Here is a 25,320-nt window from a genome sequence, read left to right on the forward strand (position 1 = left end):
CGTCGACCCCCGGTCGGCGGGGTGTGTGCGTTCCGGGCCCCGCCCCGCCTAGGCTGTGCCTCACCCGAACGGCCCACTGCGGGCATCCAGGAAATGCGGGAACGAAGGGATGCGAGAGATGGCGATCGAGGTCGGCGACAAGGCCCCGGACTTCGAGCTCAAGGACAACCACGGCGCCACCGTGCGGCTCTCCGACTTCCGGGGGGAGAAGGCCGTGGTGCTGCTCTTCTACCCGTTCGCCTTCACCGGCGTCTGCACCGGCGAGCTGTGCGAGCTGCGCGACCAGCTGCCGCGGTTCCAGAACGACGAGGTCCAGCTCCTCGCCGTCTCCAACGACTCCGTGCCGACCCTCCGGGTCTTCGGGGAGCAGGAGAACCTGGACTACCCGCTCCTGTCGGACTTCTGGCCGCACGGGGAGACCTCCCGCGCGTACGGGGTCTTCGACGAGGAGAAGGGGTGCGCGGTCCGCGGCACCTTCATCATCGACAAGGACGGCGTCGTGCGCTGGACTGTCGTCAACGGACTGCCCGACGCGCGTGACCTGAACGAGTACATCAAGGCACTCGACAGCCTCTGAGGCTCGTCGTCGCAGTTCCGCGCGAAAACCGTTTACAGGCGGGAACCCGTCACTAGGATCGAAACGTTGATCCGGTAGCTCCCCCGGCCACGGCCGGGAGAGCCCCCTGCACGACGGGGCACCGCCCCACACACAGAACCCAATGGAGGACCCGTGGGAGTCAGCCTCAGCAAGGGCGGCAACGTCTCGCTGACCAAGGCCGCGCCTAACCTGACGGCGGTCATCGTCGGTCTGGGCTGGGATGCTCGCACCACCACCGGTGTCGACTTCGACCTCGACGCCAGCGCGATCCTGACCAACGACCAGGGCAAGGTCGCCAGCGACGCGAACTTCGTCTTCTTCAACAACCTGAAGAGCCCCGACGGCTCGGTCGAGCACACCGGTGACAACACCACCGGTGAGGGCGAGGGCGACGACGAGGCGATCAAGGTGAACCTCGCCGGTGTACCGGCCGATGTCGCCAAGATCGTCTTCCCGGTCTCGATCTACGAGGCCGAGAGCCGCCAGCAGAGCTTCGGCCAGGTCCGCAACGCGTACATCCGCGTCGTGAACCAGGCGGACAACACCGAGCTCGCCCGCTACGACCTCTCCGAGGACGCCTCGACCGAGACCGCCATGGTCTTCGGCGAGCTGTACCGCAACGGCGCGGAGTGGAAGTTCCGCGCCATCGGCCAGGGCTACGCCTCGGGCCTGCGCGGCATCGCGCAGGACTTCGGCGTCAACGTCTGAGCCCAGAGCAGTTCACCCGTCCGGCGCCGTGCACTGTGTGTACGGCGCCGGACCGGCTTTGCGGCCTGTACGGACCGGTTCCACGGCCGGTACGGGGCCGCGTCGCACGGCACACCGTCACTCAGCACACCGTCACACAGGCACACCGTCGTCCGGGGAGGACCACAACATGGGCGTCACACTCGCCAAGGGGGGCAATGTCTCCCTGTCCAAGGCCGCACCGAACCTGACCCGGGTTCTCATCGGGCTCGGCTGGGACGCGCGCTCGACCACGGGCGCGGACTTCGACCTCGACGCCAGCGCGCTGCTGTGCAACAGCGGCCGGGTGCTCGGGGACGAGTACTTCGTCTTCTACAACAACCTGAAGAGCCCCGACGGCTCCGTCGAACACACGGGGGACAACCTCACCGGCGAGGGCGACGGCGACGACGAGTCGATCATCATCGACCTCACCAAGGTGCCGGACCGCGTCGACAAGATCGTCTTCCCGGTCTCGATCCACGAGGCGGACAGCCGCCGGCAGAGCTTCGGCCAGGTCAGTAACGCCTTCATTCGCGTGGTGAACCAGGCGGACGGCCAGGAACTGGCCCGCTACGACCTTTCCGAGGACGCCTCCAGCGAGACCGCGATGATCTTCGGCGAGGTCTACCGGTACGGGGGTGAATGGAAGTTCCGTGCGGTGGGGCAGGGGTACGCGTCGGGCCTGAGGGGCATCGCTCTAGACTTCGGGGTCAACGTTTCGTAAAGCCGTACAAGACGATGGGGTGCCAGTGGTTCTCAAAACCTTCGGCTGGTCGTTCGCAATCACTGCGCTCGGTCTGGTCGCAGCGGTGTTCTACGGGGGGTGGCAGGCCTTCGGTATCGTGGCGATCCTGTCGGTCCTCGAGATCTCGCTGTCTTTCGACAACGCGGTGGTCAACGCCGGAATCCTGAAGAAGATGAATGCCTTCTGGCAGAAGATCTTCCTCACCATCGGCGTACTCATCGCGGTCTTCGGTATGCGACTGGTCTTCCCCGTTGTGATCGTCGCGATCAGCGCCAAGATCGGGCCCCTCGAGGCCGTGGAACTGGCCATCAACGACAAGGAGATGTACGAGCAGCTGGTCACGGACGCCCACCCGTCCATCGCTGCCTTCGGCGGCATGTTCCTGCTGATGATCTTCCTCGACTTCATCTTCGAGGACCGTGACATCAAGTGGCTCGCCTGGCTGGAGCGCCCGCTCGCCAAGCTCGGCAAGGTCGACATGCTGTCCGCCTGCATCGCCCTGATCGTCCTGGTCGTCACCTCGATGACCTTCGCCGCCAACGCCCACCAGCACGGCGGCGTCCACGTGGACAAGGGCCAGACCGTCCTGATCTCCGGCATCCTCGGCCTGATCACCTACATGGTCGTCGGCGGCCTCTCCGGCTACTTCGAGAACAAGCTGGAGGAAGAGGAGGAGGCCGAGCACGAGGCCGAGGAAGAGGCCAAGAAGAGCGGCAAGCCCGTTTCGGCCGTCGCGATGGCCGGCAAGGCCGCCTTCTTCATGTTCCTCTACCTCGAAGTCCTCGACGCCTCGTTCTCCTTCGACGGGGTCATCGGCGCCTTCGCCATCACCAACGACATCGTGCTCATGGCCCTCGGCCTCGGCATCGGTGCCATGTACGTCCGGTCGCTGACGGTCTACCTCGTCCGCCAGGGCACCCTCGACGACTACGTCTACCTGGAGCACGGCGCGCACTACGCCATCGGCGCGCTCGCCGTGATCCTGCTCGTCACCATCCAGTACGAGATCAACGAGATCATCACCGGCCTCGTCGGCGTGCTCCTGATCGGATGGTCCTTCTGGTCCTCGGTGCGCCGCAACAAGCGCCTGGAACTGGAGGGTTCCGCCGCCGAGGCATGACGGCGGCGGTAATGCGGAACGCTCCATGGCGGGGCGGCCTGCGGGGTCCACGGACCCGGCGGGCCGCCCCGCTTCCGTAGGCGTCCACGGACACACAGGGGACCAGGGGAACAGGGGGGTAGGGGAATGGGCTTCTTCGACGGCATCATGGGCAGCCGCGCCGTGCAGTTCCAGTCGGGCAGCGCCTCGTCCAACGCGATCGAGCTGACCAAGCGGCACCCGACGGTGTCGCTCACCAAACAGGGGGCGGTCCACGGCAATCTGCGCGTCAACCTGTCCTGGCGCATGCGCACCTCGGACATCGGCGGCAGCAGCTACGGGCAGAGCGGCCGGCTCCTGCGGCATCCGTTCAAGCTGTTCAAGCCCGACATGGTGCAGGCGCACACCCAGGGCATGGTCAACGTCGACCTCGACATGGGCTGTCTGTACGAGCTGACCGACGGCACCCGGGGCGTCGTCCAGCCGCTGGGCAACCTGCTGGGCGACATCAACGACCCGCCGTACGTGAAGCTCAGCGGGGACGACCGGTTCGGGTCGGCGTCGGGGGAGACCCTCTACGTCAACCTCGACCACGCCGACGAGATCAAGCGGATGCTGGTCTTCGTCTACATCTACGACCAGACCCCGGCCTTCGACCGCACCCACGCCATGGTCACGCTCTTCCCGGTCACCGGGCCGCGGGTCGAGATCCCCCTGGAGGAGCGGCACCCGCAGGCCCGCTCCTGCGCGGTGGTCTCCCTCGAGCACGTCAAGGGCGAGTTCGTCGTACGGCGCGAGGTGAAGTTCGTGTACGGGTTCCAGGCCGAGCTGGACCGGCTGTACGGCTGGGGGCTCCAGTGGGGGCGGGGCTACAAGAGCACCAAGGCCTGACCGGAGCCCCGAGCGGGTGCCGGATGCGTCTGCGGCGTCTGCGGCGTCAGCGGCGGATGAACTGCGGGCCCTGCACCGGCAGCCGGAAGGACGGGTCGGCGCCCGGACCCGGCACCGGGGCCGGGGACACCGGCTGCGGGTACCCGTAGGCGGGCTGGACGGGCGGCAGGGCCTGGGTGGGCGGGGCCATCGCGGCCGTCTGCTCGGCGGTGGGCCCGGCCGCCGGGCTCCCGGCCGCCGGGCTCGCGGCGGGCTCGGGGGCGTTCTCGTCGACCGAGATCCCGTGATCGGTGGCCAGCCCCACCAGCCCGTCGGAGTAGCCCTCGCCGAGCGCGCGGAATTTCCACCCCTCGCCCCGGCGGTACAGCTCCCCGCAGATCAGAGCCGTCTCGGCGCCGGTCTCGGGCCGCACGTCGAAGTAGGCCAGCGGTTCGGAGCCACCGGTCGCGGTGGCGTCGTAGAGGAGGATCCGCAGGTCGCGGACCCGCTGGAAGGGGACGTCCTCGGCGGAGGCGACCACCAGGATCCGGTCCACGGCCGGGGTCACCGTCCGCAGGTCCGCCTGGACGGCGTCGGTCACCGCCTCGCCGAGCTGCTTCTTGCCCAGCCGCCAGACGGCCCCCGAGGGGTGCCGGGGCTGGTTGTAGAAGACGAAGTCCTCGTCCGAACGCACCCGGCCGTCGGGGCCCACGAGCAGTGCGGAGGCGTCCACGTCGGGTACCTCGGGGCCGGTTGTCCAGCGCAGCACCGCCCGGACCGCCGTGGCGGCCACCGGGATGTTCGAGCCCTTCTGCATCGCGTGCGTCATGCCCGTCATCCTGCCCTCCCCGGGTGGACCGGGACAATGCGGCCCCCCGTAGGGCCTTGTCTCGAACGCGAGAGCTGGGCATGGTGCAAGAGGGTTACCTGAACTTCATGTGCTTGAGGAACTCTTGACTCATGTTCGTACGTACTATTACCGGCCATGCCAGTTGGGCCGCCGAGGCAGTACGGGGGAAGCACATGCGTCACTTTGGGCACGTATCGCCCACCGTCCGTAAGGACCTCTTCCACCAGGAACCGGCGGAATTCACCGGAGCCTCGCCCGCCCGCACCCTCGCCGCGGCCCTCGGGGCCACGCTCTACAGCCCCGCCACCCGCCCCCAGCTCGCCCGGGACATCCGCAAGCAGGCCGGCCGCGGAGTCGTCTCCATGGTCCTCTGCCTGGAGGATTCCATCAGCGACGGCGACGTCATCGACGCCGAGGAGAACCTCGTCCGGCAGTTCGGCGAGCTCGACGCGGACAGCGACGAGCTCCCGCTGCTGTTCATCCGCGTCCGCACCCCCGAGCAGATACCCGACCTGGTGCGCCGCCTGGGCGGCTCCGCGCGCCGACTGGCCGGATTCGTACTTCCCAAATTCAATGAGAGCAGTGGTACCGCCTTCCTCGAGGCCGTGGCCCAGGCGGAGGCCGTCGGCGGCCACTCCCGCCTGTACGCCATGCCCGTCCTGGAGACCCCGGACCTGCTCCACCTCGAAACCCGCGCCGAAACGCTGGCCGGCATCTCCCGCACCGTCAACAGCCACCGCGAGCGGGTCCTGGCCCTGCGGCTCGGCGTCACCGACTTCTGCTCCGCCTACGGCCTGCGCCGCACCCCCGACATGACCGCCTACGACGTCCAGATCGTGGCCGGGGTGATCGCCGACGTGGTCAACGTCCTCAGCCGCGCCGACGGCACCGGCTTCACCGTCACCGGACCCGTATGGGAGTACTTCCGCAGCCAGCAGCGCCTCTTCAAGCCCCAGCTGCGCCGCAGCCCCTTCCTCGCGGAGGGCGTGGAGGAACTGCGCACCGCCCTGATCGAACACGACCTGGACGGCCTGCTGCGCGAGATCGAACTCGACCGGGCCAACGGGCTGCTCGGCAAGACCTGCATCCACCCCGCCCACGTCACACCCGTCCACGCACTGTCCGTGGTCTCCCACGAGGAGTACTGCGACGCCGAGGACATCCTGCGCCCCGAGCGCGGCGGCGGCGGCGTGATGCGTTCCGCCTACACGAACAAGATGAACGAGGTGAAGCCCCACCGGGCCTGGGCCGAGCGCACCATGCAGCGCGCCGAGGTCTTCGGTGTGGCGAAGGAGGAGGTCGGCTTCGTCGACCTGCTCACGGCCGGGCTCCAGGTGTGAACCCCCTGGTGACGGCGTCGACGACGAGGAAAGGCAAGAAGATCGAAGCGGTGTGGTCGGGAACCTGGGTCGCGGACCGGCTGGGCGTCAGCCTGGAGGAGGCCGGTACGCCGGGCTCGCCGCGGCTCGCGGAGCTGCTCGGACTCGCGCTGCGGCGCAACCCCAAGCGGGCGCACCTGCTCGTCTCGCAGGTGCTGGGCAAGCACGTCCCGCAGTCCCCGGCGACCGTCTACGCCGCCGGGTACGGGCTCGGCGAGCGGGTCCGGGCGCTGCTCGGCGAGGACGGCGCCGCCGCGGCGGTGGTCCTCGGCTACGCCGAGACGGCCACCGGGCTCGGCCACTGCGTGGCCGACGGCCTGGGCCCCGCTCCCTACCTGCATTCCACCCGCCGGCCCGTGCCGGGAGTACGGCCCGCCGGCGGCTTCGAAGAGGCCCACTCGCACGCCACCTCGCACCTGCTGCTGCCCGAGGACCCCCGGCTGCTCGCGGGCAGCGGGCCGCTGGTCCTCGTCGACGACGAGTTCTCCACCGGCAACACGGTCCTGAACACCATCCGCGACCTGCACGCCCGCCACCCCCGCGCGCACTACGTGGTCGTCGCCCTCGTCGACATGCGCTCCCCGGCCGACCGCGACCGGCTCACCGCCTTCGCTGCCGAGATCGGCGCCCGCGTCGACCTCATCGCCCTGGCCTCCGGCACGGTCTCCCTCCCGGACGGAGTCCTGGCCAAGGGCCAGGCCCTGGTGGAGGAGTACGAGTCGCACGCCGGGGCCCAGGCGGGGCACACCGGGCAGCCGGTCACGCGCGTCGACCTGAACTGGCCCGCCGGGCTCCCCGACGGCGGCCGCCACGGTTTCACGGCGGCCCACCGCGCAGCCCTCGAAGCGGCCCTGCCGGACCTGGCCGGCCGGCTCACGGCCGCGCTCGGCGACGGGCCCGGCCGGGTCCTCGTACTCGGCAACGAAGAGCTGATGTACGCGCCGCTGCGCCTCGCGAAGGCCCTGGAGGAGGCGGGCACGGCCCGCGAGGTCCGCTTCTCCACCACCACCCGCTCGCCCGTGCTCGCCGTCGACGACCCCGGCTACGCCATCCGCACCCGGCTCGTCTTCCCCGCCCATGACGACCCGGCCGACGGCCCCGGCGACCGGTACGCCTACAACGTCGCGGGCGCCGGTTTCGACGCCGTCGTCGCCGTCGTCGACTCGGCCGGCGACACCCCCGAGCTGCGCGCCGGACTGCTCGCGAGCCTCGCCCCGCACACCGGCCGCGTCCTGCTGGCCGCCGTACCTTCCTACGTACCCGACCGGCAGGAGCACAAGCCGATCATGCCCGAGCCGATCACGCACGAGTCGATCACGCACGAGCCCTTGCGCGGGCCCGCCTTCTCCTCGTACGCCGCAGAGGACGTCGGCTGGCTGCTCCAGGACTTCTCCGACGTCGAGCTGGAGGCCCCGACCGAGGAGCGCGAGGAGGCGATCCAGGCGGGCGGTGCGCACTACGCCGAATCCCTGCCCGTCGAGTACCAGCCGTCCCCGCAGTACCAGGAGCTGTACCAGAACGCCCTGACCGCGTCGGCGGCCCGCATCGCCCGCGCCGTCGGCACCGTCACCGAGACGGTCCTCGCCGAACGCTCCCCGTCCCCGGTGCTCGTCTCCCTGGCCCGCGCCGGCACCCCCGTCGGCGTACTGATGCGCCGCTGGGCACAGGCCCGGCACGGCCTGGACCTCCCGCACTACGCCGTCTCCATCGTGCGCGGCCGCGGCATCGACGCCAACGCCGTGCGCTGGCTGGCCGCCCGGCACGACCCGGCCGACGTCGTCTTCGTCGACGGCTGGACGGGCAAGGGCGCCATCACGCGGGAGCTGACGGCCGCGCTCGCCGAGTACCCCGGCTTCAACCCGGAGATCGTGGTCCTCGCCGACCCCGGCTCGTGCGTGGAGACCTACGGCACCCGCGAGGACTTCCTGATCCCCTCCGCCTGCCTCAACTCCACCGTGTCCGGGCTCATATCGCGTACGGTCCTGAGGTCCGACCTGGTCGGGCCCGCCGACTTCCACGGCGCGAAGTTCTACCGCGAGCTCGCCGGCGCGGACGTCTCCACGGCCTTCGTCGACACGGTCGCCGCCCACTTCGACGAGGTGGCCGACGCCGTCGACGAGGAGGTCAAGGAACTCCTCGCCGCGGACCGCACCCCGACCTGGGAGGGCTGGGCGGCCGTCGAGCGGATCAGCGAGGAGTACGGCATCCACGACGTGAACCTGGTCAAGCCCGGCGTCGGCGAGACCACCCGGGTGCTGCTGCGCCGGGTGCCGTGGAAGATCCTCGCCCAGCGCGGCGCGGGCGCCGATCTGGACCACGTACGGCTGCTCGCCGAGCAGCGGGGGGTCCCGGTGGAGGAGGTCGACGGACTGCCCTACACCTGCGTCGGACTCATCCACCCACGATTCACGCGCGGCGCCACCGGCGCCGACGGAAAGGCTGTGGCCTCGAAGTGACTGTCCTGGTAGCCAGTGATCTCGACCGTACGCTCATCTACTCGGCGGCGGCCCTCGGCCTGACCATGCCCGACCCGGTGGCCCCCCGGCTGCTGTGCGTCGAGGTCCACGAGAGCAAGCCGCTGTCCTACATGACGGAGACGGCGGCGGGACTGCTGGCGAAGCTGACGGCCGACCCGTCGGCCGTCTTCGTCCCGACGACCACGCGGACCCGCAAGCAGTACCAGCGCATCCGTTTCCCCGGCCGCCCGGCCAAGTACGCGATCTGCGCGAACGGCGGCCAGCTGCTGGTCGACGGGGTGCCGGACCGGGACTGGCGGCGGCAGGTCGCGGCGCGCCTCGCCGAGGAGTGCGCCCCGCTGGAGGAGGTGCACGCCCACCTGCTGGCGACGGCGGACCCGGCGTGGCTGCGCAAGGCGCGGGTGGCGGAGGAGCTCTTCACGTACCTCGTCGTGGAACGCGCGCTCGTCCCCGACGCATGGCTGAAGACCCTGGTGGAGTGGGCGGAGGCGCGCGGCTGGACGGTCTCCCTCCAGGGCCGCAAGATCTACGCCGTACCGCGCCCGCTGACCAAGAGCGCTGCGATGCGCGAGGTGGCCCGCCGTACGGGCGCCACCGCCACCCTGGCCGCCGGCGACTCGCTCCTGGACGCCGACCTGCTGCTCGCGGCGGACGCGGCATGGCGCCCGGGCCACGGCGAACTGGCCGACGCGCAGTGGCACGCGCCGACCGTGACGGCCCTGTCCACGGCGGGCGTGCTGGCGGGTGAGGAAATCGTCCGCGAATTCGGCCGCGCGGTTGCAAGACTGGCCGTATGACCAAGGGCAACAGCACCAAGATCACTGACGAGCTCTACCGGTACATGCTCGACCACAACCCTCCGCTGGACGAGGTCCAGCGGAGGCTGGTGGCGACGACCTACGCCACGTTCCCGGACGTCGCCGGAATGCAGTCGGCGGAGGAGCAGGGGCCGCTGCTGGCCTTCCTGGTCCGGCTGACGGGCGCCCGCCACATCGTGGAGGTGGGCACCTTCACCGGCTTCTCGGCCCTGTCGATGGCCCAGGCGCTGCCCGCCGACGGCCGCCTCATCGCCTGCGACGTCTCCGAGGAGTGGACGGCGTACGGCAAGGAGGCCTGGGAGGCGGCGGGCGTCGCGGACCGCATCGAGCTGCGGATCGCCCCGGCGCTGGACACGCTCCGCGCCATGCCCGCGGAGCCGCACATCGACCTGGCCTACGTGGACGCCGACAAGGAGAGCCAGATCGCGTACTGGGAGGAGCTCGTGCCGAGGCTGCGTCCGGGCGGCCTGATCGTCACGGACAACACGCTCTTCCACGGCACGGTCCTCGACGAGTCGGCCACCGGCTCGGCGGCCGGTGTCCGCGCGTTCAACGACCACGTTTCGGCGGATCCCCGCATGGAATCCGTCCTGCTGGCGATCTCGGACGGCCTCACGCTCTCCCGGAAGCGGTAGCGCCTGGCTGCTGCGGCGGCCGCCACTGCTGCCGTCGCCTAGCCGCAACCGCCTCCACCGCAGCAGCCCCCGCCGCCCATGGCACGAGCGGGCGCGGGGGCACTGCTGGTGCCGCCGACGGCGACGGCGGACAGCAGCTTGACGGTGTCGGCGTGCCCTGCGGGGCAGTCGGCGGGCGCGGACGACTCGGCCATCGGCCGGCTCAGCTCGAAGGTGTCGTCGCAGGTCCGGCAGCGGTACTCGTATCGAGGCATGCGGCCAAGGCTATGCGGCCGGGGCCGGGACTTCTACGGGCGACCCGGTCTGCTGCGGGTGACCCGTGTTGCTACGGGCGACCCGCACAGCTACGGGCGGCCCCGCCCGGGCTCCGCGTACGCCCGGTCCTCCCGGGCCGCCTGCTCGGGGTGGCGGGCCCGCCAGTACGGATTGTCGTGCGGCAGCGCGCTGCCCACCCGCCCGTACATGCCGAACCACATCAGCATCACGCCGACGACGAAGCTGAACAGCACGTTCTGGATCTTGAAGGCCAGGAAGTTCAGCTCCGTGTCCAGCAGCGCGAGGTTCACGAACCCGCTCGCGATGAACAGCAGGCCCAGCACGATGTTCAGGGTGGAGGCGAAGGTCCCGCCGATCACCATGCCGATGAACAGCAGCGCCCCGATACAGATCGACAGGACGCTCAGCGCGCCGTTGGTGTTCAGGGCGAGCACCGTGTCGCCGCCGGTGTCGAAGAACCCGATCCGGTCGATGAGCCCCAGGATGCCGAAGGCGATCAGCAGCAGCCCGGTCAGGCCGGCGCCGACCCGGTAGACCTTGTTGAGCTTGTGATCGGAGGGCAGATGCTCGTCGAGCCGGGTATTGACGGGATGCAGGACGCGTTGCAGCACCCGGTGCGAGACCGGTGGTGGTTCGTGGGACGCATAAGGCTCATGGGGCACGTACGGCGCGTAGTTCTCATGGGGCTCGGTGCACCCGTAGAGCGCATGAGGCTCGTAGGGCTCATGCGGCACCGGAGGTGCCTGGCGTACGCGCGGTGCACGAGGCTTGTGGAATACGTGGGCAGCCATACCGCCCTCCTCTGCTCCGTTCCGGGCACCTCCAGCATCCGCCCATGCCCACCCGCGGACAACTCCCGGCTCACCCGACGGCGCGCCGGCCCCGGATATCCGCCACCACCCGGCCTACCGCCACCCGGACCTCCTCCATCTCCTGCAGGAAATGCCAGTAGTCCGGATGCCGCCCCTCCAGCTCGGCCAGCGCCCGGCCCACCCGGGCCACCGACTCGTCCAGCGGCCCCGCGTGCCGCGGATCGGGCACACTGCGGCCCGCCATCGCCAGCCGCTGCGCGTCCCGGATCGCGAACCGGGTCCGGTCCACCTCGGCCTGCGGATCGCGCGCCACCGCCTCCAGCCGCGTCAGCCGGTCCTGCGCCGCCGACACCGCCTCGTCGGTGGCCTCCAGCGAAGCCCGCACCGCGTCGATCAGCTCCCCTACGTCGGTCCAGCGCTGCTCGTCCCGGGCACGGGACGCCTCCCCCAGCCGGTCCTCCGCCTGCGCGACGTCCCGTATCGCCTGGTCCGGAACGTGCTGGAGGTCCTGCCAGCACGCCGCACTGAACCGCCGACGCAGCTCGCTGAGGACCGGATCCACCCGGTCCGCCCGATTGCGCAAGGCCTGTGCACGCGTCCGCAGGCTCACCAGCCGCCGGTCGATCTCCGCAGCCCGCTCCGGCAGCCGCGCCGCCTCCGCCCGTACGCCCTCCGCGTCCCGCAGGATCCGGTCGGCGCGCTGCACGGTCTCCTGCACCCCGTGCCGGCCCGCGCCCTCGTTCAGCTTGGTCAGCTCCGGACCCAGCGCCGCCAGCCGCGCGGCCAGGTCATCGGCCCGCATCCCCTTGGCCCGTACGGCATCCAGTGCATCGCTCGCCGCGAGCAGCGCGGCCTTCGCCCGCTCCCGGGCCGGCGCGACCCGGGCGAGCTGCGTCTCGGCCTTGTCCAGCAGCGGCTGCAACCCCTGCGCGAACCGGTCCAGCTCCCCCTTGACCCGCATCAGCTCGTCGCGCGCCCGGGTCAGCTCCTCCCGGGCCCGTGCGGCGGCGGACGCCTCCAGATCGACCCGGTCCAGGTCGTGCGCGTCCACGGCCTCGATGTACACGTGGCTGACCTGATCGATCCGCTGCCCCAGCGCGGCGAACCCCTCGCTCGCCTGCCGCCCGGCGGGAGACCCGTCCGCGGCGGCAATGGTCTCGATCGAGATCCGCAGATCCCGCTGCGCCGAGTCCAGCTCGTAGAACGCCGCGGCGGCGGCATCCTTCGCCGCCTGAGCATCCGCCCGCCGACTCTCGTCCCGCCCACCAAACCAACGCCGGGATGCCGTTGTCACAATCCCTCTCCCGTACCGCGTCCGCCTTGCCCCGGACCATTCTCCCCCACGGGAACGCGTTTGCGTCGGGGGTGTGCCCGCCATGTAGGCTGTCCACTCATCCACGGGTGTGTAGCTCAGGGGTAGAGCGCTGCTCTTACAAAGCAGATGTCGGCGGTTCGAAACCGTCCACGCCCACCAGTACGAAGGCCCCCCGCCGATCACGGCGGGGGGCCTTCTGCGTGTTCGTCCGAGGCCAACGAGCAGTCGGGCAGGCCGGGCGAAGCGGTTGTGGGGGGTGGGGATGGGCGGATTCCGGTGAAACCCGGCGGAGTTGGAGGGGCGTTCATATGATGTGCCTCCTCTTTGAACCGCTTCTGGGTGGGGGTACCGATGAGCAGTGGCATGGGTGAGGGCCGGAGAGGCCACAGACGGGCTGGGGGCGCCGTTCGGCGGGCGTTGGTCGCGCTGGTGGTGGCCGGGATGGCCGTCGCGTGTGGGCCGGCCGAGGGTGGGGGGCCCGCCGTGTCCGCGCCGCCGCCCCTTACCTCGGCGGCGCCGACCACCGCCTCACCGACACCGACACCGACGCCGTCCCCGACGCCGCCACCGTCCCCGACGCCATCGGCCGAACCGACTCCCGCTGCCGACCAGAAGGCACCCAGCGTCGCCCCGGTGACTCCGGCCGCCACCAAGCCCGCGCCGAAGCCCACGACCAAGGCCCCGACGAGGGAGCCGACCGAGCCCGCGGCCGCCGCGTGCGAGATCGTCTCCAACGCCGGGAACTGCTACAACGCGGGCCAGTTCTGCCGCAAAGCCGACGTCGGCCGGTCCACGCACGCCGCCAACGGACGCATGATCTACTGCCGTCCGGACGGCGGTCAGCCGCGCTGGGGTTACTAGGACGGCCGGGCCGTGGGAACCTCGGGGGATGGGCGAGTGGCTCGCGTGGGGTGGGGTGGTCGTGGCGGTCGCCGCGGCCCTGTTGGTGCTCGTGATCCTGGATCGGGCGGCCGGTGCGGCCTTCGAGCGCAAGCGGGCCGAGGAGAGGGTCCGACTGCTCGCACACGTCGCCGAGCCCACTGCCGCGCCGGGGAATCCGAAGTTCGACGACGTCGGCGGCATCCCGCACCCCTCGGCGGCGCAACTCGGGGACCGGCGCGACGACTTCACACCGATCCTCGTGGAGTACTACGCCTACGGACTGACGCAGGCCCGCAGCAGCTTCGCGACCAGCCAGCGGTTCGCCGGGGTCGGCGCGGCGATCCTCCTCGTCGGAGTGGCCCTGGCCGTCTGGAAGGCCGAAAGCGGCGGAGAGCTGTACCTCGGGATGGTGACCAGCTCGGTCGGACTGGTCACGACCCTGGTCGGCCAGCTGTTCCACCGGCGGGCCGACATCGCCCTCAAGCACATGGCCGACCAGACCACCTCGCTGCGCGACGACCGGCGCGCCGCCGAGACCACGCAGCAGGCCATAGGGCTGCTGGACGAGGTCGCGGACCCGGAGCTCCGGGGCCGGCTCCAGGCAGGACTGATCATGAAATTGTCCGGGGCCGAGCTGCCCCGCTAGCGGGATAGTAGGAGTATGTGCCGCTCCATTAAGACCCTGCGCCCGCCCGCCATCCCCGAGAAGGCCACCGAGGAGGAGATCCGCGCCGCCGCGCTGCAGTACGTACGCAAGGTGTCCGGCTTCCGGGTGCCCGCCGCGCACAACCGCGCGGTGTTCGAGGCGGCGGTGGACGCCATCGCCGAGGCCACCGCCGAGCTCCTCGACGGGGTGCACGTACGCGGCCAGGCCGCCCCCGCATGACCCGGGCGGGGGCCGCCCCGATCGGGTGCGCGGTCAGGCGGCCGCGCGGCGCCGCAGTACCCACACCCCGGCGCCCAGCGCACCCGCGACGAGGGCGCCGCCCATGGCGATCTGACCCGGGCTCATCGAGTCGATGCTGCCGCCCATCCCGCCGCGCGCGGCGCCCGAGCTGACCTGCAGGGAGACGGTGACGCGCTCACCGCCCGGGCTGCACTCGAAGGTGACGCGGTGGGTGCCCAGGGAGGCGTTGCGGTAGACGGTGGCGCCGCCGAAGAGGTTGGTGGCCTCCAGGTTGCCCGGAGTCAGGCGTACCTCTCCGAAGGCGCTGGAGGTGGCCCGGCCGACCTTGGTGCCGCAGCCCGCGAGGTTGAGGGCCACCCGGCCGCCCGGGGCGACGGTGTTGGGGGAGACGGTGGCGGTGGGGGCGGCGTACGCGATGGCGGCGGGCGTGGCGGCGGCGATGGCGAGGGTCGCGGCCGCGACGGCCAGCAGGCGGCGCGACGCGGCACACGGCCGGACGGTCTCCTGGCCGGACTGCCGTACGGACTGGCGGACGGACTGCTGGACACGGGGCGTGGCGGGCTGTTTGGCGGGCATGGAGAGAACTCCTCGGCTCCTCGAAACGGCGCGGCCAGGGCACGGGTGTGACGCGGATTCGGTTGCGCACCGTGCTGTGGACGCTAGGAGCCCAGCCCGGGGGCGGCGATCGGGGCCGGGTGAACGGGTGAGCCACTGCTCCGCCCGGGGGAGGAGCGGGGTGGCTCCCTACGCCACCGGCGCCGCCGTCGGCGCGGCCGGGCGGCGGACGAGGAAGGCCGCCAGGGCGCCCGCGGCGAAGAGCGCGACGATGGAGACAGCGGTCCCCAGCCACTGCGTGCCGAGCCACTGGGTGCCGAAGTAGCCCAGGGCCACGCTGTAACCCGCCCAGGCCATGCCCGCCAGCATCGACCAGGGCAGGAATTCCTTCACCTTGCGCTGCGTCTTGCCCGCGCCCAGTGACACCACCGAGCGCCCGGCCGGGGCGAAGCGGGCGATCACCACCAGGGCGCCGCCACCACGAGCCAGAGCCGCGCCGAGGCGCTCGTGGGCCCGCGTCAGCCGGCGGGAGCGGGCGATGGCCCGGTCCAGCCGGGCACCGCCGCGCCGGCCCAGCCGGTACGCGGCCATGTCACCCAGCACCGAGGCGGTCGTGGCGATCACGAGCAGGGCCAGGATGTCCGGCACCTGTTCGGGCACGGCCACCGGACCCGCCGCCCCGGCTGCCGCCGCGGCCGCCGCGGCGGTGATCACCAGGACCCCGCTCGGCAGTACCGGAAGGAAGACGTCGAGCACGACGGACACCGCCACCACGGCGTAGATCCATGGGCTCGCGGTCAGCGACCCCAGAGTCTCAAACAAAGCGGGACTCCCCAGTCCGGTTGACGTGCAGCGGCATGAAGCGCCGCGACGTCGCGGGGGAGCGGCAGGAGCGGCTTGACAGCCATACAGCGTACGCCCGGCGTTCGCACACCGGTTGCCCGGGGCGCCCCCGCACCCCCCGGCGCGTCAGGCCCCCGACGCCACACCCGATGACACACCGAACGTCACACCCGACGTCACACCCGAGGCCAGGCCCGCACCCTACTCCGCCCCGGTGAGCTCCCGGTCCAACACCGTCACCAGCCGGGCACTGCCGCGTCCCCTGCGCCCCTTGCGCGCCTGGTCCAGCCGCAGCCGGGCCGTGCGACCCGCCAGAGCCAGCGTCATCAGCTGGTTCCCGAACCACGGCCCGTCCGTACGCCGCCAGCTCAACGGCGGCCGCCCCGTACGCCCGTGCCGGGAGAAGCCGCGCCCCAGCCACCGCCCCACACGCGACCAGCCCAGCCGGAAGCCCAGCTTCACCGCCGTGTGGATGGAGTTGTGCACCGGTGAGCACGTCAGCTGGAACACCCGCGCCGTGCTCGGTATGCGGGGCTCGGCCACATACGCGTGGTGCACGTCCCCCGACAGCACGCACACCGTCGCCGGCGCCCGCGGCCCCGTCCCCACCTCCTCGATCAGATCGGTCAGCGCCGCGAACGAGGCCGGGAACGCGGCCCAGTGCTCCAGATCGCTGCGCCGGCGCAGGTTCTCACCGATCCGCGCCCACCGCGGTCCCCGGTCCCCGCGGCACAGCGCGGCGTTCCACGTCTCCGCGTCATGGATCAGCGGCGGCATCAGCCACGGCAGCGAGGACCCGATCAGCAGGTGGTCGTACCCTCCGTGCCCCGCGAGCGCGTTCTCCCGCAGCCACCCCTGCTCCGCCGGGTCGAGCATCGCCCGCCCGTCCTCGGCCAGCACCCGAGCGGCCCGGGTGTCCACCATCAGCAGACGGGTCCGGCCGAAGTCGCGCCGGTAGCTCCAGCGCACCGTGGCCGGATCGGCGTCGGCCGCGGACGCGAAGGAGCGCAGCAGATCGGTGCCGTCAGGGGTCTGCCGTATCGCCCCGTACAGCCCGTCGGCCGCCAGCTCGGCGGGCGAGAGATTGCCCAGGTGCTGGTACACCCAGTACGACATCAGCCCGCTGAGCACCCGCTCCTGCCACCACGGGGTCGCCCGCATCTCCGCGAGCCACGCGGCGCTCGTGTTCCAGTCGTCGATGACGTCGTGGTCGTCGAATATGTGCAGGCTCGGCACGGTCGACAGCAGCCAGCGGATCTCCGGATCGAGCCAGGACTCGTAGTAGAGCCGGGTGTACTCCTCGTAGTCCGCGACCTGGGCGCCGGGCGGTTCCCGCAGGTCCCGCCTGGCCGCGAGCCACTGCCGCGTCTCCTGCGACAGAGCGTCGGCGTACACCTGGTCGCCGAGCAGCAACAGGACGTCCGGGCGCACCGCCTCAGGGTCCGCGGCCAGCCGCGCCGCGAGGGTGTCGAGGGCGTCCGCCCCGTGCGGACCGTGTCTCCCGGCGGGCGGCGCGGCCTGCCGGCAGGAGCCGAAGGTGATGCGCACTCCGGGATCGTCCGGGAGTGCCGGGGCGGCGATCGTGCTCGGCGGGAAGCCGCTGTCCGGCAGCGGCCACACGCCTACCCCGTCGAGCAGGACCTCATACGCCGTCGTGGTGCCCGGAGTCAGTCCGGTCACGGGCACGAGCGCGTAGTGGTGCCCGGCGATCTGGAAGGTGCGCACACTGCCGCCCGCACCATCGGCGCACCGCACCTCGGCCGTGCACGGGCGGTCCGCCTCGACCCATATGGTGGCGGACCCGCCCGTGTCCCAGTCGACGTGGCGCAGCAGCGGCCCCAGACGCAGTCCGGCCATCTAACTCCCCCTCCTCCGTAGCCCCTTTGATCACGGTACGACGGGGAGGGGGAGCCTCGCCTCCCCCTGGCGGGGGAAATGATCGGCCGGCCGGGTCAGCAGCCGTTGAGGACGTTCACCAGGGCGGTCTTCTCCGCGGAGTCGATGCTCAGGCCCCAGTACTGCTTCACGTGGACCCACATCCGCGCGTACGTGCAGCGGTACGAGGTGCGCGACGGCATCCACTCGGCGGGGTCGAGGTCGCCCTTGGCCTGGTTGACGTTGTCGGTGACCGCGATGAGCTGCGGGCGGGTGAGGTCGTTGGCGAACTGCTGGCGCTTGGCGGTGGTCCAGGAGCTGGCGCCGGACCGCCAGGCCTCGGAGAGCGCCACGACGTGGTCGATGTCGAGGTCGGCGGCGGCGGTCCAGGTGGCGCCGTCGTACTCGGAGTACCAGGTTCCGCTCACGGCCGCACAGGCGGAGTCCTGGACGACGTTCACGCCGTCGCGCTTGAGGACGGTCTCGCGGGTGTTGCAGCTGCCGGAGACGGTGCTCCAGTGCGGGAAGAGGTCGCGGCTGTAGCCGCTGCTGGATCCTTCCGCCTTCGGCGTGACGGTCGCCAGGTACGAGCGCGCGGCCGAGGCGCTGATGGGGGTGGGCGGAGCGGCCTGGGCGGCGGGGGCGTTGACGAGGGAGGTGAGGGAAGCGAGGGCGACTGCCGACGCGAACACGCCAATTCGACGCGCGTAGACGGTGGGTATGAGTGCCATGAGGGGCTCCCTGAGTGCGGGGGGTGTGGCCGTGCGGGCCCCGGCGGGGCGCGGCCATGCTTCCGGCGCCAGGTTTCGAGGGGATGGGCGCCAGGTGACAGCGTGGCGACATGAGCACGTCATATCAAGCCCGCGCAACACCGTTCCTTCAAGCGGAAGTTGAGATTCCGACAGGGTGGGGCCTCAGGAGCGGGATGGAGCGGGGCCAAAGACCTATTCCGGACGGCCGGGGGCGTCGCATGCCCCGGGCGGAGCAGAAGGGGAGTGGCTCTTCGCCGGAAGCGACCCCGGACACGCGCACTTCAGGTCTCTCGGTACGGCGGCGTCCTGCCCGACCGATTGAGGTTCCACCCCTGTGTTCAGCTTCGGCGTCACGGCGATCGCCTTCGGCGACGTCTTCCTCGCCGAACTCCCCGACAAGACGGCCCTCGCCGGCCTGATGCTCGCTGTACGAGGCGGTTGGGGGGTGGGGGGGGGTGTGGCGGGGCTTCGGGGGGCAGGTGGGGGCTTCGGGGGTCGGGGTCTCGGCGGGGCGGGATCAGGGAGGGTTTGGGGTTTCCCGTCAGTCCCACTGTCTCCCCGGGTCGGGCCGGTCTGTAAAGGGCGCTCCTCCTTCGTCGTCGCGTCGCTTCGCGATGGCCTTCGGCCACCCTTGACAGACCGTCCCGCCCCGGAAAGACAGGACTGTCGGGAAGCCCCCAAAAGAACGGTCCACCGGTTCCATGGACGGGCGGGGGCCATCAGCGACCGGCTCCCGGGTTCCGTGCGGCAGGGTTCGCGCCCGGGCCCGTAGAGAGCGGATGGCGGGGTCGGCGGGCGCGTCAGATCGCTACACACTTCTCACCCATGGCGTCCGGCGCCCGTCTGGGGCTGGGCATAAGCCGCCCACGGCCGGCACACGCGTCTCGATCACGCGACTGCGGGTCGTTTGTCCGTATTTGGCGGCGAGTTGAGAGCCAATCGATCTTTTCCCGGAGTGAGGGACCCAAAAGTCCGGCACCACACTCCGTCAGAGCACTTTCCGTGCCCGCGACCGCCCGCAGACGCCCTCCAGGAGCGTCAACTGGCGGTCTGGGGCGGCTTATGTCCAGCCCATGCCGGTCTGATCGCCGCCAGACCACCTCAGGCGGCAGCGGCCAGTGGGCGGCCTATTCCCAGCCCCAGACGGCCCGCAGCCGCCAGACAATGAGCAAGTGTGTAGCGATCTGATGCGCCCACCGGCCCCGGATTCCCTCCCGATCGGCCCGGGCGCATGCCCGCCCACGGCAGCCAAGCAGCCGGTCCCTGATGTCCCCCGGTCTGAATCGTGAACCGGTGGACCGTTCTTTTGGGGGCTTCCCGACAGTCCTGTCTTTCCGGGGCGGGACGGTCTGTCAAGGGTGGCCGAAGGCCATCGCGAAGCGACGCGACGACGAAGGAGGAGCGCCCTTTACAGACCGGCCCGACCCGGGGAGACAGTGGGACTGACGGGAAACCCCCAAACCCTCCCTGATCCCGCCCCGCTGAGACCCCGACCCCCGAAGCCCCCACCCGCCCTTACGCCCCCGCCTACGCCCCCGCTTCGACCGTGACCCGGATCGAGCCGTCAGGGGTCGTGGTCACCCGGAGGGTCGTGAGGTCCGGGGCGTGGGTCGTCGGGTTGTGGGCGGCCGCGCGGGGGCCGATGCCGATCACGCGCATGCCCGCGGCCTGGCCGGCGGCGATGCCTGCGGCCGAGTCCTCGAAGACGATGCAGTCGGCCGGGTCCATGCCCAGCGCGGCGGCGCCCTTGAGGAAGCCCTCCGGGTCGGGCTTGCTGGCCTGGACGGACTCGGCGGTGACACGTACCGCCGGCATCGGCAGGGCCGCCGCGGTCATCCTGGCCGTGGCCAGGGGCGCGTCGGCGGAAGTGACCAGGGCGTGCGGCAGTTCGGCGATCGACGCCATGAACTCCGGGGCACCCGCGACCGGGACCACGCCGTCGGTGTCGGCCGTCTCGCGGGCCAGCATCACGGCGTTCTCCGCGAGATTGACCTCCATCGGGCGGTCCGGCAGCAGGACGGCCATGGTCGCGTAGCCCTGGCGGCCGTGGACCACCTTGAGGGCCTCCTGCGGGTCCAGCCCGTGTGACACCGCCCAGTCGCGCCAGCACCGCTCGACCGCCGCGTCGGAGTTGACGAGGGTGCCGTCCATGTCCAGGAGCAGGGCCTTGGCGGTGAGGACGACAGGTGCGGTGGTGGTGCTGGCCGACATATGCGGGGCTCCAGACAAGGCGGGAAAAGAGAACAAGTGGTTCCGTCCACCGGTCAGGGAGTGAGGACGGAACCACTTTGTTCCTCCACGATACAAAATGGTTCCGCTCCGCGCCACCGCAGGTGGTGTGACCCCCGTCCCGTCCCTACCCCTCCAGCGCCTTGCGGGTGAGCGGGCCGTAGACGCCCCACTCCTCGTCGATGCCGTTGTCGTACTGGAAGGTCGACACGGCGTTCTCCACCCGCCAGTCGAACTTGCCGTTGATCTTGTACGTGAACAGGCCCCTTGCCGCCAGCAGCCGCTGAAGCTTCTCCACCTCCGCGCCCGAGTCCCCGTAGCGCAGGGTCGGTGCCGCTGCGGGCGGCGTAGGGCTGGGGGCGCGGCTCGTGCTCGGTGACGCGCTCGGGGAAGGGGGTGCCGACGAGCGGGACGCGCTCGGGGAGGGAGACGGCGACTTGGACGCGCTCGGCGACGCGGACGGCGAGGCTGAGGGAGAGGGGCTGGACGTCGCGGTGGTGGCCGGGGTCTGGGACGGGCCGGCCGGGGCCAGGCTCGTCACGGGCGCCGATGCCTTCGCGTCCATCAGGGCGGTGTCGTTCCCGGCGGAATCCGGGAGCACCCACAGCGCCGCCGCCGTCCCTCCGAGGGCCACCACCGCGGCGCCGGCGATCAGGAGCGGGAGCAGCCGGCGGAAAGCCGGGCCGGTCCGCTTCTCGGAGCCCTCGTCCGGGATCGCCCGGAGTTGCGCCGTCTCGGCCGGGTGCGCCGCATGCCCGCCCTGCCAGTCCTGGCCGCCCTCGGGCCAGGGCTGGTGGGCCGGGGTCACGGGTATCCCGTACGCCGGGGTGTCGTGCTCCGGTGGCGGCGTCACCACGCGCGGTATCGGCGGAGGCGGAGCGTCGTCGTCCGGCTCGCCGGGGTCGGGCAGCGATACGTACGGGCGGACGCGCAAGGGGTCGAAACCCGCACCCGGCACACACCGGCAGCGGGCACCGACGGCGCCGCAATCTGGACAGTGCTCACCGTTCACTGGAATCCCTCCCTGGACACTGCCAGGCATTATGCAGACCCGCCGGGCAGCTCCCAACCCTCGGCCATTCCCGCCGAGAGGCCATAACCGGACACACCACGCAGGATGGAGATGATGATCCGGCCTGAGGAGGAAGCGATGGCTCAGGATGCGACGAAGGATGCCGTGGACCCCGTTCCCGGCCCGCAGAACTCCGGACCCGCCGCCGAACGCGCTTCCCGCGAGGTTCTCGTCCCCATCGGCGCCCTGCTCCTGGGCCTGCTGATCGCCGCTCTCGACCAGACCATCGTCTCCACCGCCCTGCCGACCATCGTCAGCGATCTCGGCGGCATGGCGCACCTGTCCTGGGTCGTCACCGCCTACATGCTCGCCTCCACCGCCGCCACGCCCCTGTGGGGCAAACTCGGCGACCAGTACGGACGCAAGAAGCTCTTCCAGTACGCCATCGTCCTCTTCCTCATCGGCTCCGCCCTGTGCGGCCTCGCCCAGGACATGCCGCAGCTCATCGGCTTCCGCGCCCTCCAGGGCCTCGGTGGCGGCGGGCTGATCGTGCTGTCGATGGCGATCGTCGGCGACATCGTCCCGCCGCGCGAACGCGGCAAGTACCAGGGCCTCTTCGGCGGTGTCTTCGGTGCGACCAGCGTGCTGGGCCCGCTGCTGGGCGGCCTGTTCGTCGACCACCTGTCCTGGCGCTGGGTCTTCTACATCAACATCCCCATCGGTCTCGTCGCACTCGCCGTCATCGCCGCCGCGCTGCACATCCCGGTGCGCTCCTCGAAGCACACGATCGACTACCTCGGCACCCTCCTCATCGCCTCCGTCGCCACCTGCCTCGTCCTGGTCGCCTCCCTCGGTGGCACCACCTGGGACTGGGGGTCGGCCCAGATCATCGGGCTCGCCGTCCTCGGCGCGGTGCTGCTCGTCGCCTTCCTCCTCGTGGAGCGCAAGGCCGCGGAACCCGTCCTGCCGCTGAAGCTGTTTCGCATCCGCACCTTCACCCTCTGCTCGGTGATCAGCTTCGTCGTCGGCTTCGCGATGTTCGGCGCGATGGTCTACCTGCCGACCTTCCTCCAGGTCGTCCAGGGCGTCTCGCCGACGATGTCCGGAGTCCACATGCTGCCGATGGTGCTCGGCATGCTGATCTCCTCCACCGCCTCCGGCCAGATCGTCAGCCGCACCGGCCGGTGGAAGGTCTTCCCCATCGCCGGAACCGGCGTCACCGCAGTCGGCCTGCTCCTCCTGCACCAGATGCACCGCACCAGCTCCACCTGGGAGATGAGCGTCTACTTCTTCGTCTTCGGCGTGGGACTCGGCCTGGTCATGCAGGTACTCGTACTGGTGGTGCAGAACTCCGTCAGCTACGCGGATCTCGGAGTGGCCACCTCCGGCGCGACCTTCTTCCGTTCCATCGGCGCCTCCTTCGGCGTCGCGATCTTCGGCACGATCTTCACCAACGGTCTCGACGAGAAGCTGGGCACCGCCCTCACCGGCGTCCCGCTGCCGCCCGGCGCGAGCGCCGCGCAGCTGGAGGCCGACCCGCGGGCCATCGGCGCACTCCCCGCCGAGCTGCGACCCCGCGTGCTCGACGCCTACGCCACCTCCATCACCGACGTCTTCCTCTACGCCGTGCCCGTCGTCCTCATCGCGTTCGTGGTCGCCTGGTTCCTCAAGGAGGACAAGCTCCGCGGCTCGGTCACCGCGCCCGACGTGACCGAGACCCTCGCCTCCAACCCAGTCGAGCGGTCCTCCCGCGACGAGGTCGCCCGCGCACTGTCGGTGCTCGGCACCAGGGAGGGCCGCCGGCACGTCTACGAGAAGATCACCGAGAAGGCCGGCTACGACCTGCTGCCCGCCGCGAGCTGGCTGCTGCTGCGGATCAACAAGTACGGGTCGGCGGAGCCGTCCGTGCTGGCCGAGCGCACCATCGTGCCCCTGAAGGCCATCACGGACGCCGCCCGCCAGGTCGAGGAGCGCCACCTCGCCGTACGGGACGGGCTGGCGCTGATCCTGACCGACAAGGGGCGCGAGGCGGCGGCCAAGCTCTCCGCCGCGCGCGAGGAGTCCCTCGCCGAGCTCCTCGGCGACTGGTGGGGCCCGGACCGCCCGACCGACCTGATCAAGCTGGTCCAGGAGATCAACGCGGAGCTCTGCGGTTCCGACGCCGAGGAGCCCTACGACGCCGCGCCGCGGCGGGACCACGCCGCGCCCTGAACCTCGCGCAGCCCGGATCAGCCCTCAGACCAGGCGCTTCTCGAACCAGTGCTCCGCATACTGCCCGTCGTTGTATGCCGGTATCTCCGCATACCCGTGCCGCGCGTACAACGCGCGGGCCTCCACAAGATCCGACCTCGTGTCCAGCCGGACCCGCTCGGCGCCCAGCGCTCGGGCCTCCGCCTCGAGGACTTCGAGCAGCGCCGCCCCGCCACCGGTACCGCGGGCGCGCTGGTCCACGTACACCCTCGTGAGCTCGGCGGTGACGGGGTCGATCAGGCGTATCCCGCCGCACGCCAGGGGCTCGCCGTCGCGCCGGCCGACGACGAACTGGCCCGTCGGTGGGACGAGGCCGTCGTCGGGGAAGTCCAGGAGCCCCTGATCGATCTCGGCCTCCGTGACGGTCCGTTCCCAGTAACGCCCCGCGACCTCGGCGTAGTACGCGCGGCGCAGGACCGTGGCGTCAGGCGTGGTGAACGGTTCGGGGGCCACGGTCCAGGAGTCCGTGCGGTGTTCGCTGTGAGTGGTCATGGCGTCATTGTGGAGTCCGCCGCGGATCTCTGGCGTGGAATATCCACAGGTACGGGCTGATGATAGGAAAAACGACAAACCGCTCGTCCCTGGAGGGTGTGAACACCATGTCCGAGCATCCCGACTGTGCCCTGATCCGCCGCGGCTACGAGGCATTCGGCAAGGGCGACATGGAGACGCTGAGCACGCTGATGACGGCCGACGTCATCCACCACGTGCCCGGCAGCAACCCGCTGTCCGGGCACCACAAGGGGCGGGAGAACGTCATGGACTTCTACCGCCGGCTCGGCGAGGAGACCAAGGGCACCTTCCAGGTCCACCTGGAATCGGTCCTCGCCGACGGCCGCGGCCACGTCATGAGCTTCCACACGGCACGCGGTGACCGCGGTGACCGGGGCATCGAGATCCGCCAAGGCCTCTTCTTCACCATCATCGGCAACAAGATCACCGACATCGACCAGTGCACGGCCGACATCGACGAGGAAGACACCTTCTGGAGCTGAGCGCATGCGCGAGCGGCGGCCCGGGGCCCGTGCCCCGGACCGCCGCCCCTCACCGCCTCACACCTGCCTCACGCCTTCTTCGGCGCTGCCTGCTGCACGACCTCGAACGACCACACCGACGAGCCCGACGCCGCCGGCTTCGGGCGCTCGCCACCCGCGCCGCCGGCCCCGCCACCAGCCCCGCCGCCCTGGTGAGCGGCCTTCATCGGCCCCTCCATCCACGCCTGGAAGTCCTCCTCGGACCGCCACCGCGTGTACACGAGGTACTGGTCGGTGCCCTCCACCGGCCGCAACAGCTCGAACCACTCGAACCCGTCCGAGCCCTCCACCGCCCCCGCCCGCGAGGCGAAACGCTGCTCCAGCACCTCCCGCTGCTCAGCCGGCACGGTCAGCGCGTTGATCTTCACGATGCTCATG

At 71.0% G+C, this 25,320-nt stretch carries 26 protein-coding genes and 1 tRNA gene; 15 read left to right on the forward strand and 12 right to left on the reverse strand.

Features of this window, described 5'->3' with window-relative positions; translation table 11 throughout:
- Nucleotides 1-118: 118 nt before the first annotated feature.
- The 5 genes from JIW86_RS27210 to JIW86_RS27230 all read left to right on the forward strand — a co-directional run bounded on the left by JIW86_RS27210 (nucleotide 119) and on the right by JIW86_RS27230 (nucleotide 4,062).
- Complete coding sequence (locus tag JIW86_RS27210; RefSeq protein WP_215140932.1) at nucleotides 119-577, forward strand: peroxiredoxin; 459 nt, start codon at nucleotides 119-121, stop codon at nucleotides 575-577.
- Between the two features lie 153 nt (nucleotides 578-730).
- The gene (locus JIW86_RS27215) at nucleotides 731-1,306 is read left to right on the forward strand and encodes a TerD family protein (protein ID WP_008739115.1); all 576 of its coding nucleotides are present in this window, start codon (nucleotides 731-733) and stop codon (nucleotides 1,304-1,306) included.
- 169 nt (nucleotides 1,307-1,475) lie between these two features.
- Nucleotides 1,476-2,051 (forward strand): TerD family protein, encoded by a 576-nt coding sequence (locus tag JIW86_RS27220; protein ID WP_215140933.1) that lies wholly within the window; start codon nucleotides 1,476-1,478, stop codon nucleotides 2,049-2,051.
- A gap of 25 nt (nucleotides 2,052-2,076) precedes the next feature.
- Complete coding sequence (locus JIW86_RS27225; protein WP_215140934.1) at nucleotides 2,077-3,192, forward strand: DUF475 domain-containing protein; 1,116 nt, start codon at nucleotides 2,077-2,079, stop codon at nucleotides 3,190-3,192.
- 126 nt (nucleotides 3,193-3,318) lie between these two features.
- Nucleotides 3,319-4,062, forward strand: coding sequence for a TerD family protein (locus JIW86_RS27230; RefSeq protein ID WP_257556508.1), 744 nt, complete (start codon nucleotides 3,319-3,321; stop codon nucleotides 4,060-4,062).
- A gap of 46 nt (nucleotides 4,063-4,108) precedes the next feature.
- Here the strand turns inward: JIW86_RS27230 and JIW86_RS27235 are convergent, their stop codons facing one another.
- Complete coding sequence (locus JIW86_RS27235) at nucleotides 4,109-4,870, reverse strand: TerD family protein (RefSeq protein ID WP_215140936.1); 762 nt, start codon at nucleotides 4,868-4,870, stop codon at nucleotides 4,109-4,111.
- Nucleotides 4,871-5,064: 194 nt separating this feature from the next.
- Between JIW86_RS27235 and JIW86_RS27240 the strand changes: the two genes are divergently transcribed.
- The 4 genes from JIW86_RS27240 to JIW86_RS27255 are packed head-to-tail and all read left to right on the forward strand — an operon-like array spanning nucleotide 5,065 to nucleotide 10,200.
- Nucleotides 5,065-6,231: an HpcH/HpaI aldolase/citrate lyase family protein gene (locus JIW86_RS27240; RefSeq protein ID WP_257556509.1), complete on the forward strand. Its 1,167-nt coding sequence runs from the start codon at nucleotides 5,065-5,067 to the stop codon at nucleotides 6,229-6,231.
- A gap of 41 nt (nucleotides 6,232-6,272) precedes the next feature.
- Nucleotides 6,273-8,726 carry a phosphoribosyltransferase gene (locus tag JIW86_RS27245; protein WP_416237693.1) on the forward strand — a complete coding sequence of 818 codons (2,454 nt, stop codon included), beginning with the start codon at nucleotides 6,273-6,275 and terminating at the stop codon, nucleotides 8,724-8,726.
- Nucleotides 8,723-9,544 carry an HAD family hydrolase gene (locus JIW86_RS27250; RefSeq protein WP_257556511.1) on the forward strand — a complete coding sequence of 274 codons (822 nt, stop codon included), beginning with the start codon at nucleotides 8,723-8,725 and terminating at the stop codon, nucleotides 9,542-9,544. Before JIW86_RS27245 ends, JIW86_RS27250 begins: the two co-directional genes overlap by 4 nt.
- The gene (locus JIW86_RS27255; RefSeq protein ID WP_257556512.1) at nucleotides 9,541-10,200 is read left to right on the forward strand and encodes an O-methyltransferase; all 660 of its coding nucleotides are present in this window, start codon (nucleotides 9,541-9,543) and stop codon (nucleotides 10,198-10,200) included. Before JIW86_RS27250 ends, JIW86_RS27255 begins: the two co-directional genes overlap by 4 nt.
- 38 nt (nucleotides 10,201-10,238) lie before the next feature.
- Here the strand turns inward: JIW86_RS27255 and JIW86_RS27260 are convergent, their stop codons facing one another.
- The 3 genes from JIW86_RS27260 to JIW86_RS27270 all read right to left on the reverse strand — a co-directional run bounded on the left by JIW86_RS27260 (nucleotide 10,239) and on the right by JIW86_RS27270 (nucleotide 12,666).
- Nucleotides 10,239-10,454: an FmdB family zinc ribbon protein gene (locus tag JIW86_RS27260; protein ID WP_215013785.1), complete on the reverse strand. Its 216-nt coding sequence runs from the start codon at nucleotides 10,452-10,454 to the stop codon at nucleotides 10,239-10,241.
- Nucleotides 10,455-10,544: 90 nt separating this feature from the next.
- The gene (locus JIW86_RS27265; protein WP_257556513.1) at nucleotides 10,545-11,267 is read right to left on the reverse strand and encodes a DUF4383 domain-containing protein; all 723 of its coding nucleotides are present in this window, start codon (nucleotides 11,265-11,267) and stop codon (nucleotides 10,545-10,547) included.
- Between the two features lie 70 nt (nucleotides 11,268-11,337).
- On the reverse strand, nucleotides 11,338-12,666 hold the full coding sequence (locus JIW86_RS27270) for a hypothetical protein (protein WP_257556514.1): 1,329 nt from the start codon (nucleotides 12,664-12,666) through the stop codon (nucleotides 11,338-11,340).
- 21 nt (nucleotides 12,667-12,687) lie between these two features.
- On the opposite strand from JIW86_RS27270, the gene JIW86_RS27275 reads away from it, so the two are divergent.
- The 4 genes from JIW86_RS27275 (at nucleotide 12,688) to JIW86_RS27290 (ending at nucleotide 14,371) form a co-directional block, all read left to right on the forward strand.
- A tRNA-Val gene (locus JIW86_RS27275) sits at nucleotides 12,688-12,762 on the forward strand.
- A 474-nt stretch (nucleotides 12,763-13,236) separates the two neighbouring features.
- On the forward strand, nucleotides 13,237-13,464 hold the full coding sequence (locus JIW86_RS27280; protein ID WP_257556515.1) for a hypothetical protein: 228 nt from the start codon (nucleotides 13,237-13,239) through the stop codon (nucleotides 13,462-13,464).
- A 28-nt stretch (nucleotides 13,465-13,492) separates the two neighbouring features.
- A complete protein-coding gene (locus tag JIW86_RS27285; protein ID WP_257556516.1) occupies nucleotides 13,493-14,131 on the forward strand; it encodes a TRADD-N-associated membrane domain-containing protein in 639 nt (212 codons plus the stop codon).
- A 15-nt stretch (nucleotides 14,132-14,146) separates the two neighbouring features.
- Entirely contained in the window at nucleotides 14,147-14,371 is a 225-nt protein-coding gene (locus JIW86_RS27290; protein ID WP_257556517.1) for a DUF2277 domain-containing protein, read from the forward strand.
- A 33-nt stretch (nucleotides 14,372-14,404) separates the two neighbouring features.
- Here the strand turns inward: JIW86_RS27290 and JIW86_RS27295 are convergent, their stop codons facing one another.
- From JIW86_RS27295 to JIW86_RS27320, 6 genes are all read right to left on the reverse strand, one after another.
- Nucleotides 14,405-14,968, reverse strand: a complete 564-nt coding sequence (locus tag JIW86_RS27295) for a hypothetical protein (RefSeq protein WP_257556518.1) — start codon at nucleotides 14,966-14,968, stop codon at nucleotides 14,405-14,407.
- Nucleotides 14,969-15,136: 168 nt separating this feature from the next.
- Nucleotides 15,137-15,769 carry a DedA family protein gene (locus JIW86_RS27300; RefSeq protein WP_257556519.1) on the reverse strand — a complete coding sequence of 211 codons (633 nt, stop codon included), beginning with the start codon at nucleotides 15,767-15,769 and terminating at the stop codon, nucleotides 15,137-15,139.
- 222 nt (nucleotides 15,770-15,991) lie between these two features.
- Nucleotides 15,992-17,647: an alkaline phosphatase D family protein gene (locus JIW86_RS27305; protein WP_257556520.1), complete on the reverse strand. Its 1,656-nt coding sequence runs from the start codon at nucleotides 17,645-17,647 to the stop codon at nucleotides 15,992-15,994.
- Nucleotides 17,648-17,742: 95 nt separating this feature from the next.
- Nucleotides 17,743-18,387: an HNH endonuclease family protein gene (locus JIW86_RS27310; RefSeq protein ID WP_257559459.1), complete on the reverse strand. Its 645-nt coding sequence runs from the start codon at nucleotides 18,385-18,387 to the stop codon at nucleotides 17,743-17,745.
- Between the two features lie 1,557 nt (nucleotides 18,388-19,944).
- Nucleotides 19,945-20,628 (reverse strand): HAD-IA family hydrolase, encoded by a 684-nt coding sequence (locus tag JIW86_RS27315; RefSeq protein WP_257556521.1) that lies wholly within the window; start codon nucleotides 20,626-20,628, stop codon nucleotides 19,945-19,947.
- A 145-nt stretch (nucleotides 20,629-20,773) separates the two neighbouring features.
- Nucleotides 20,774-21,580 carry a peptidoglycan-binding domain-containing protein gene (locus tag JIW86_RS27320; RefSeq protein ID WP_257556522.1) on the reverse strand — a complete coding sequence of 269 codons (807 nt, stop codon included), beginning with the start codon at nucleotides 21,578-21,580 and terminating at the stop codon, nucleotides 20,774-20,776.
- A gap of 216 nt (nucleotides 21,581-21,796) precedes the next feature.
- Here JIW86_RS27320 and JIW86_RS27325 point away from each other — a divergent pair, with 216 nt between their 5' ends.
- Nucleotides 21,797-23,869, forward strand: coding sequence for an MDR family MFS transporter (locus JIW86_RS27325; RefSeq protein ID WP_257556523.1), 2,073 nt, complete (start codon nucleotides 21,797-21,799; stop codon nucleotides 23,867-23,869).
- Between the two features lie 24 nt (nucleotides 23,870-23,893).
- Here the strand turns inward: JIW86_RS27325 and JIW86_RS27330 are convergent, their stop codons facing one another.
- Entirely contained in the window at nucleotides 23,894-24,400 is a 507-nt protein-coding gene (locus JIW86_RS27330; protein WP_257556524.1) for a GNAT family N-acetyltransferase, read from the reverse strand.
- 107 nt (nucleotides 24,401-24,507) lie between these two features.
- Between JIW86_RS27330 and JIW86_RS27335 the strand changes: the two genes are divergently transcribed.
- Complete coding sequence (locus JIW86_RS27335; protein WP_257556525.1) at nucleotides 24,508-24,903, forward strand: nuclear transport factor 2 family protein; 396 nt, start codon at nucleotides 24,508-24,510, stop codon at nucleotides 24,901-24,903.
- Nucleotides 24,904-24,971: 68 nt separating this feature from the next.
- Here JIW86_RS27335 and JIW86_RS27340 read toward each other — a convergent pair whose 3' ends face one another.
- The gene (locus tag JIW86_RS27340; RefSeq protein WP_257556526.1) at nucleotides 24,972-25,319 is read right to left on the reverse strand and encodes an antibiotic biosynthesis monooxygenase family protein; all 348 of its coding nucleotides are present in this window, start codon (nucleotides 25,317-25,319) and stop codon (nucleotides 24,972-24,974) included.
- Nucleotide 25,320 lies beyond the last annotated feature (1 nt).

Origin of the sequence: Streptomyces sp. NBC_00162 (assembly GCF_024611995.1) — a bacterium.
In the GTDB taxonomy this organism is placed as follows: Bacteria; Actinomycetota; Actinomycetes; order Streptomycetales; family Streptomycetaceae; genus Streptomyces.

Excerpts from the sequence above, each read along its gene's own strand:
- JIW86_RS27210 (WP_215140932.1), top strand. The coding sequence starts at position 119 with ATGGCGATCGAGGTCGGCGACAAGGCCCCGGACTTCGAGCTCAAGGAC.
- JIW86_RS27220 (WP_215140933.1), top strand. The coding sequence starts at position 1,476 with ATGGGCGTCACACTCGCCAAGGGGGGCAATGTCTCCCTGTCCAAGGCC.
- JIW86_RS27230 (WP_257556508.1), top strand. The coding sequence starts at position 3,319 with ATGGGCTTCTTCGACGGCATCATGGGCAGCCGCGCCGTGCAGTTCCAG.
- JIW86_RS27235 (WP_215140936.1), bottom strand. The coding sequence starts at position 4,870 with ATGACGCACGCGATGCAGAAGGGCTCGAACATCCCGGTGGCCGCCACG.
- JIW86_RS27240 (WP_257556509.1), top strand. The coding sequence starts at position 5,065 with ATGCGTCACTTTGGGCACGTATCGCCCACCGTCCGTAAGGACCTCTTC.
- JIW86_RS27255 (WP_257556512.1), top strand. The coding sequence starts at position 9,541 with ATGACCAAGGGCAACAGCACCAAGATCACTGACGAGCTCTACCGGTAC.
- JIW86_RS27260 (WP_215013785.1), bottom strand. The coding sequence starts at position 10,454 with ATGCCTCGATACGAGTACCGCTGCCGGACCTGCGACGACACCTTCGAG.
- JIW86_RS27265 (WP_257556513.1), bottom strand. The coding sequence starts at position 11,267 with ATGGCTGCCCACGTATTCCACAAGCCTCGTGCACCGCGCGTACGCCAG.
- JIW86_RS27270 (WP_257556514.1), bottom strand. The coding sequence starts at position 12,666 with ATGGCGGGCACACCCCCGACGCAAACGCGTTCCCGTGGGGGAGAATGG.
- JIW86_RS27285 (WP_257556516.1), top strand. The coding sequence starts at position 13,493 with ATGGGCGAGTGGCTCGCGTGGGGTGGGGTGGTCGTGGCGGTCGCCGCG.
- JIW86_RS27290 (WP_257556517.1), top strand. The coding sequence starts at position 14,147 with ATGTGCCGCTCCATTAAGACCCTGCGCCCGCCCGCCATCCCCGAGAAG.
- JIW86_RS27295 (WP_257556518.1), bottom strand. The coding sequence starts at position 14,968 with ATGCCCGCCAAACAGCCCGCCACGCCCCGTGTCCAGCAGTCCGTCCGC.
- JIW86_RS27305 (WP_257556520.1), bottom strand. The coding sequence starts at position 17,647 with ATGGCCGGACTGCGTCTGGGGCCGCTGCTGCGCCACGTCGACTGGGAC.
- JIW86_RS27315 (WP_257556521.1), bottom strand. The coding sequence starts at position 20,628 with ATGTCGGCCAGCACCACCACCGCACCTGTCGTCCTCACCGCCAAGGCC.
- JIW86_RS27325 (WP_257556523.1), top strand. The coding sequence starts at position 21,797 with ATGGCTCAGGATGCGACGAAGGATGCCGTGGACCCCGTTCCCGGCCCG.
- JIW86_RS27330 (WP_257556524.1), bottom strand. The coding sequence starts at position 24,400 with ATGACCACTCACAGCGAACACCGCACGGACTCCTGGACCGTGGCCCCC.
- JIW86_RS27335 (WP_257556525.1), top strand. The coding sequence starts at position 24,508 with ATGTCCGAGCATCCCGACTGTGCCCTGATCCGCCGCGGCTACGAGGCA.
- JIW86_RS27340 (WP_257556526.1), bottom strand. The coding sequence starts at position 25,319 with ATGAGCATCGTGAAGATCAACGCGCTGACCGTGCCGGCTGAGCAGCGG.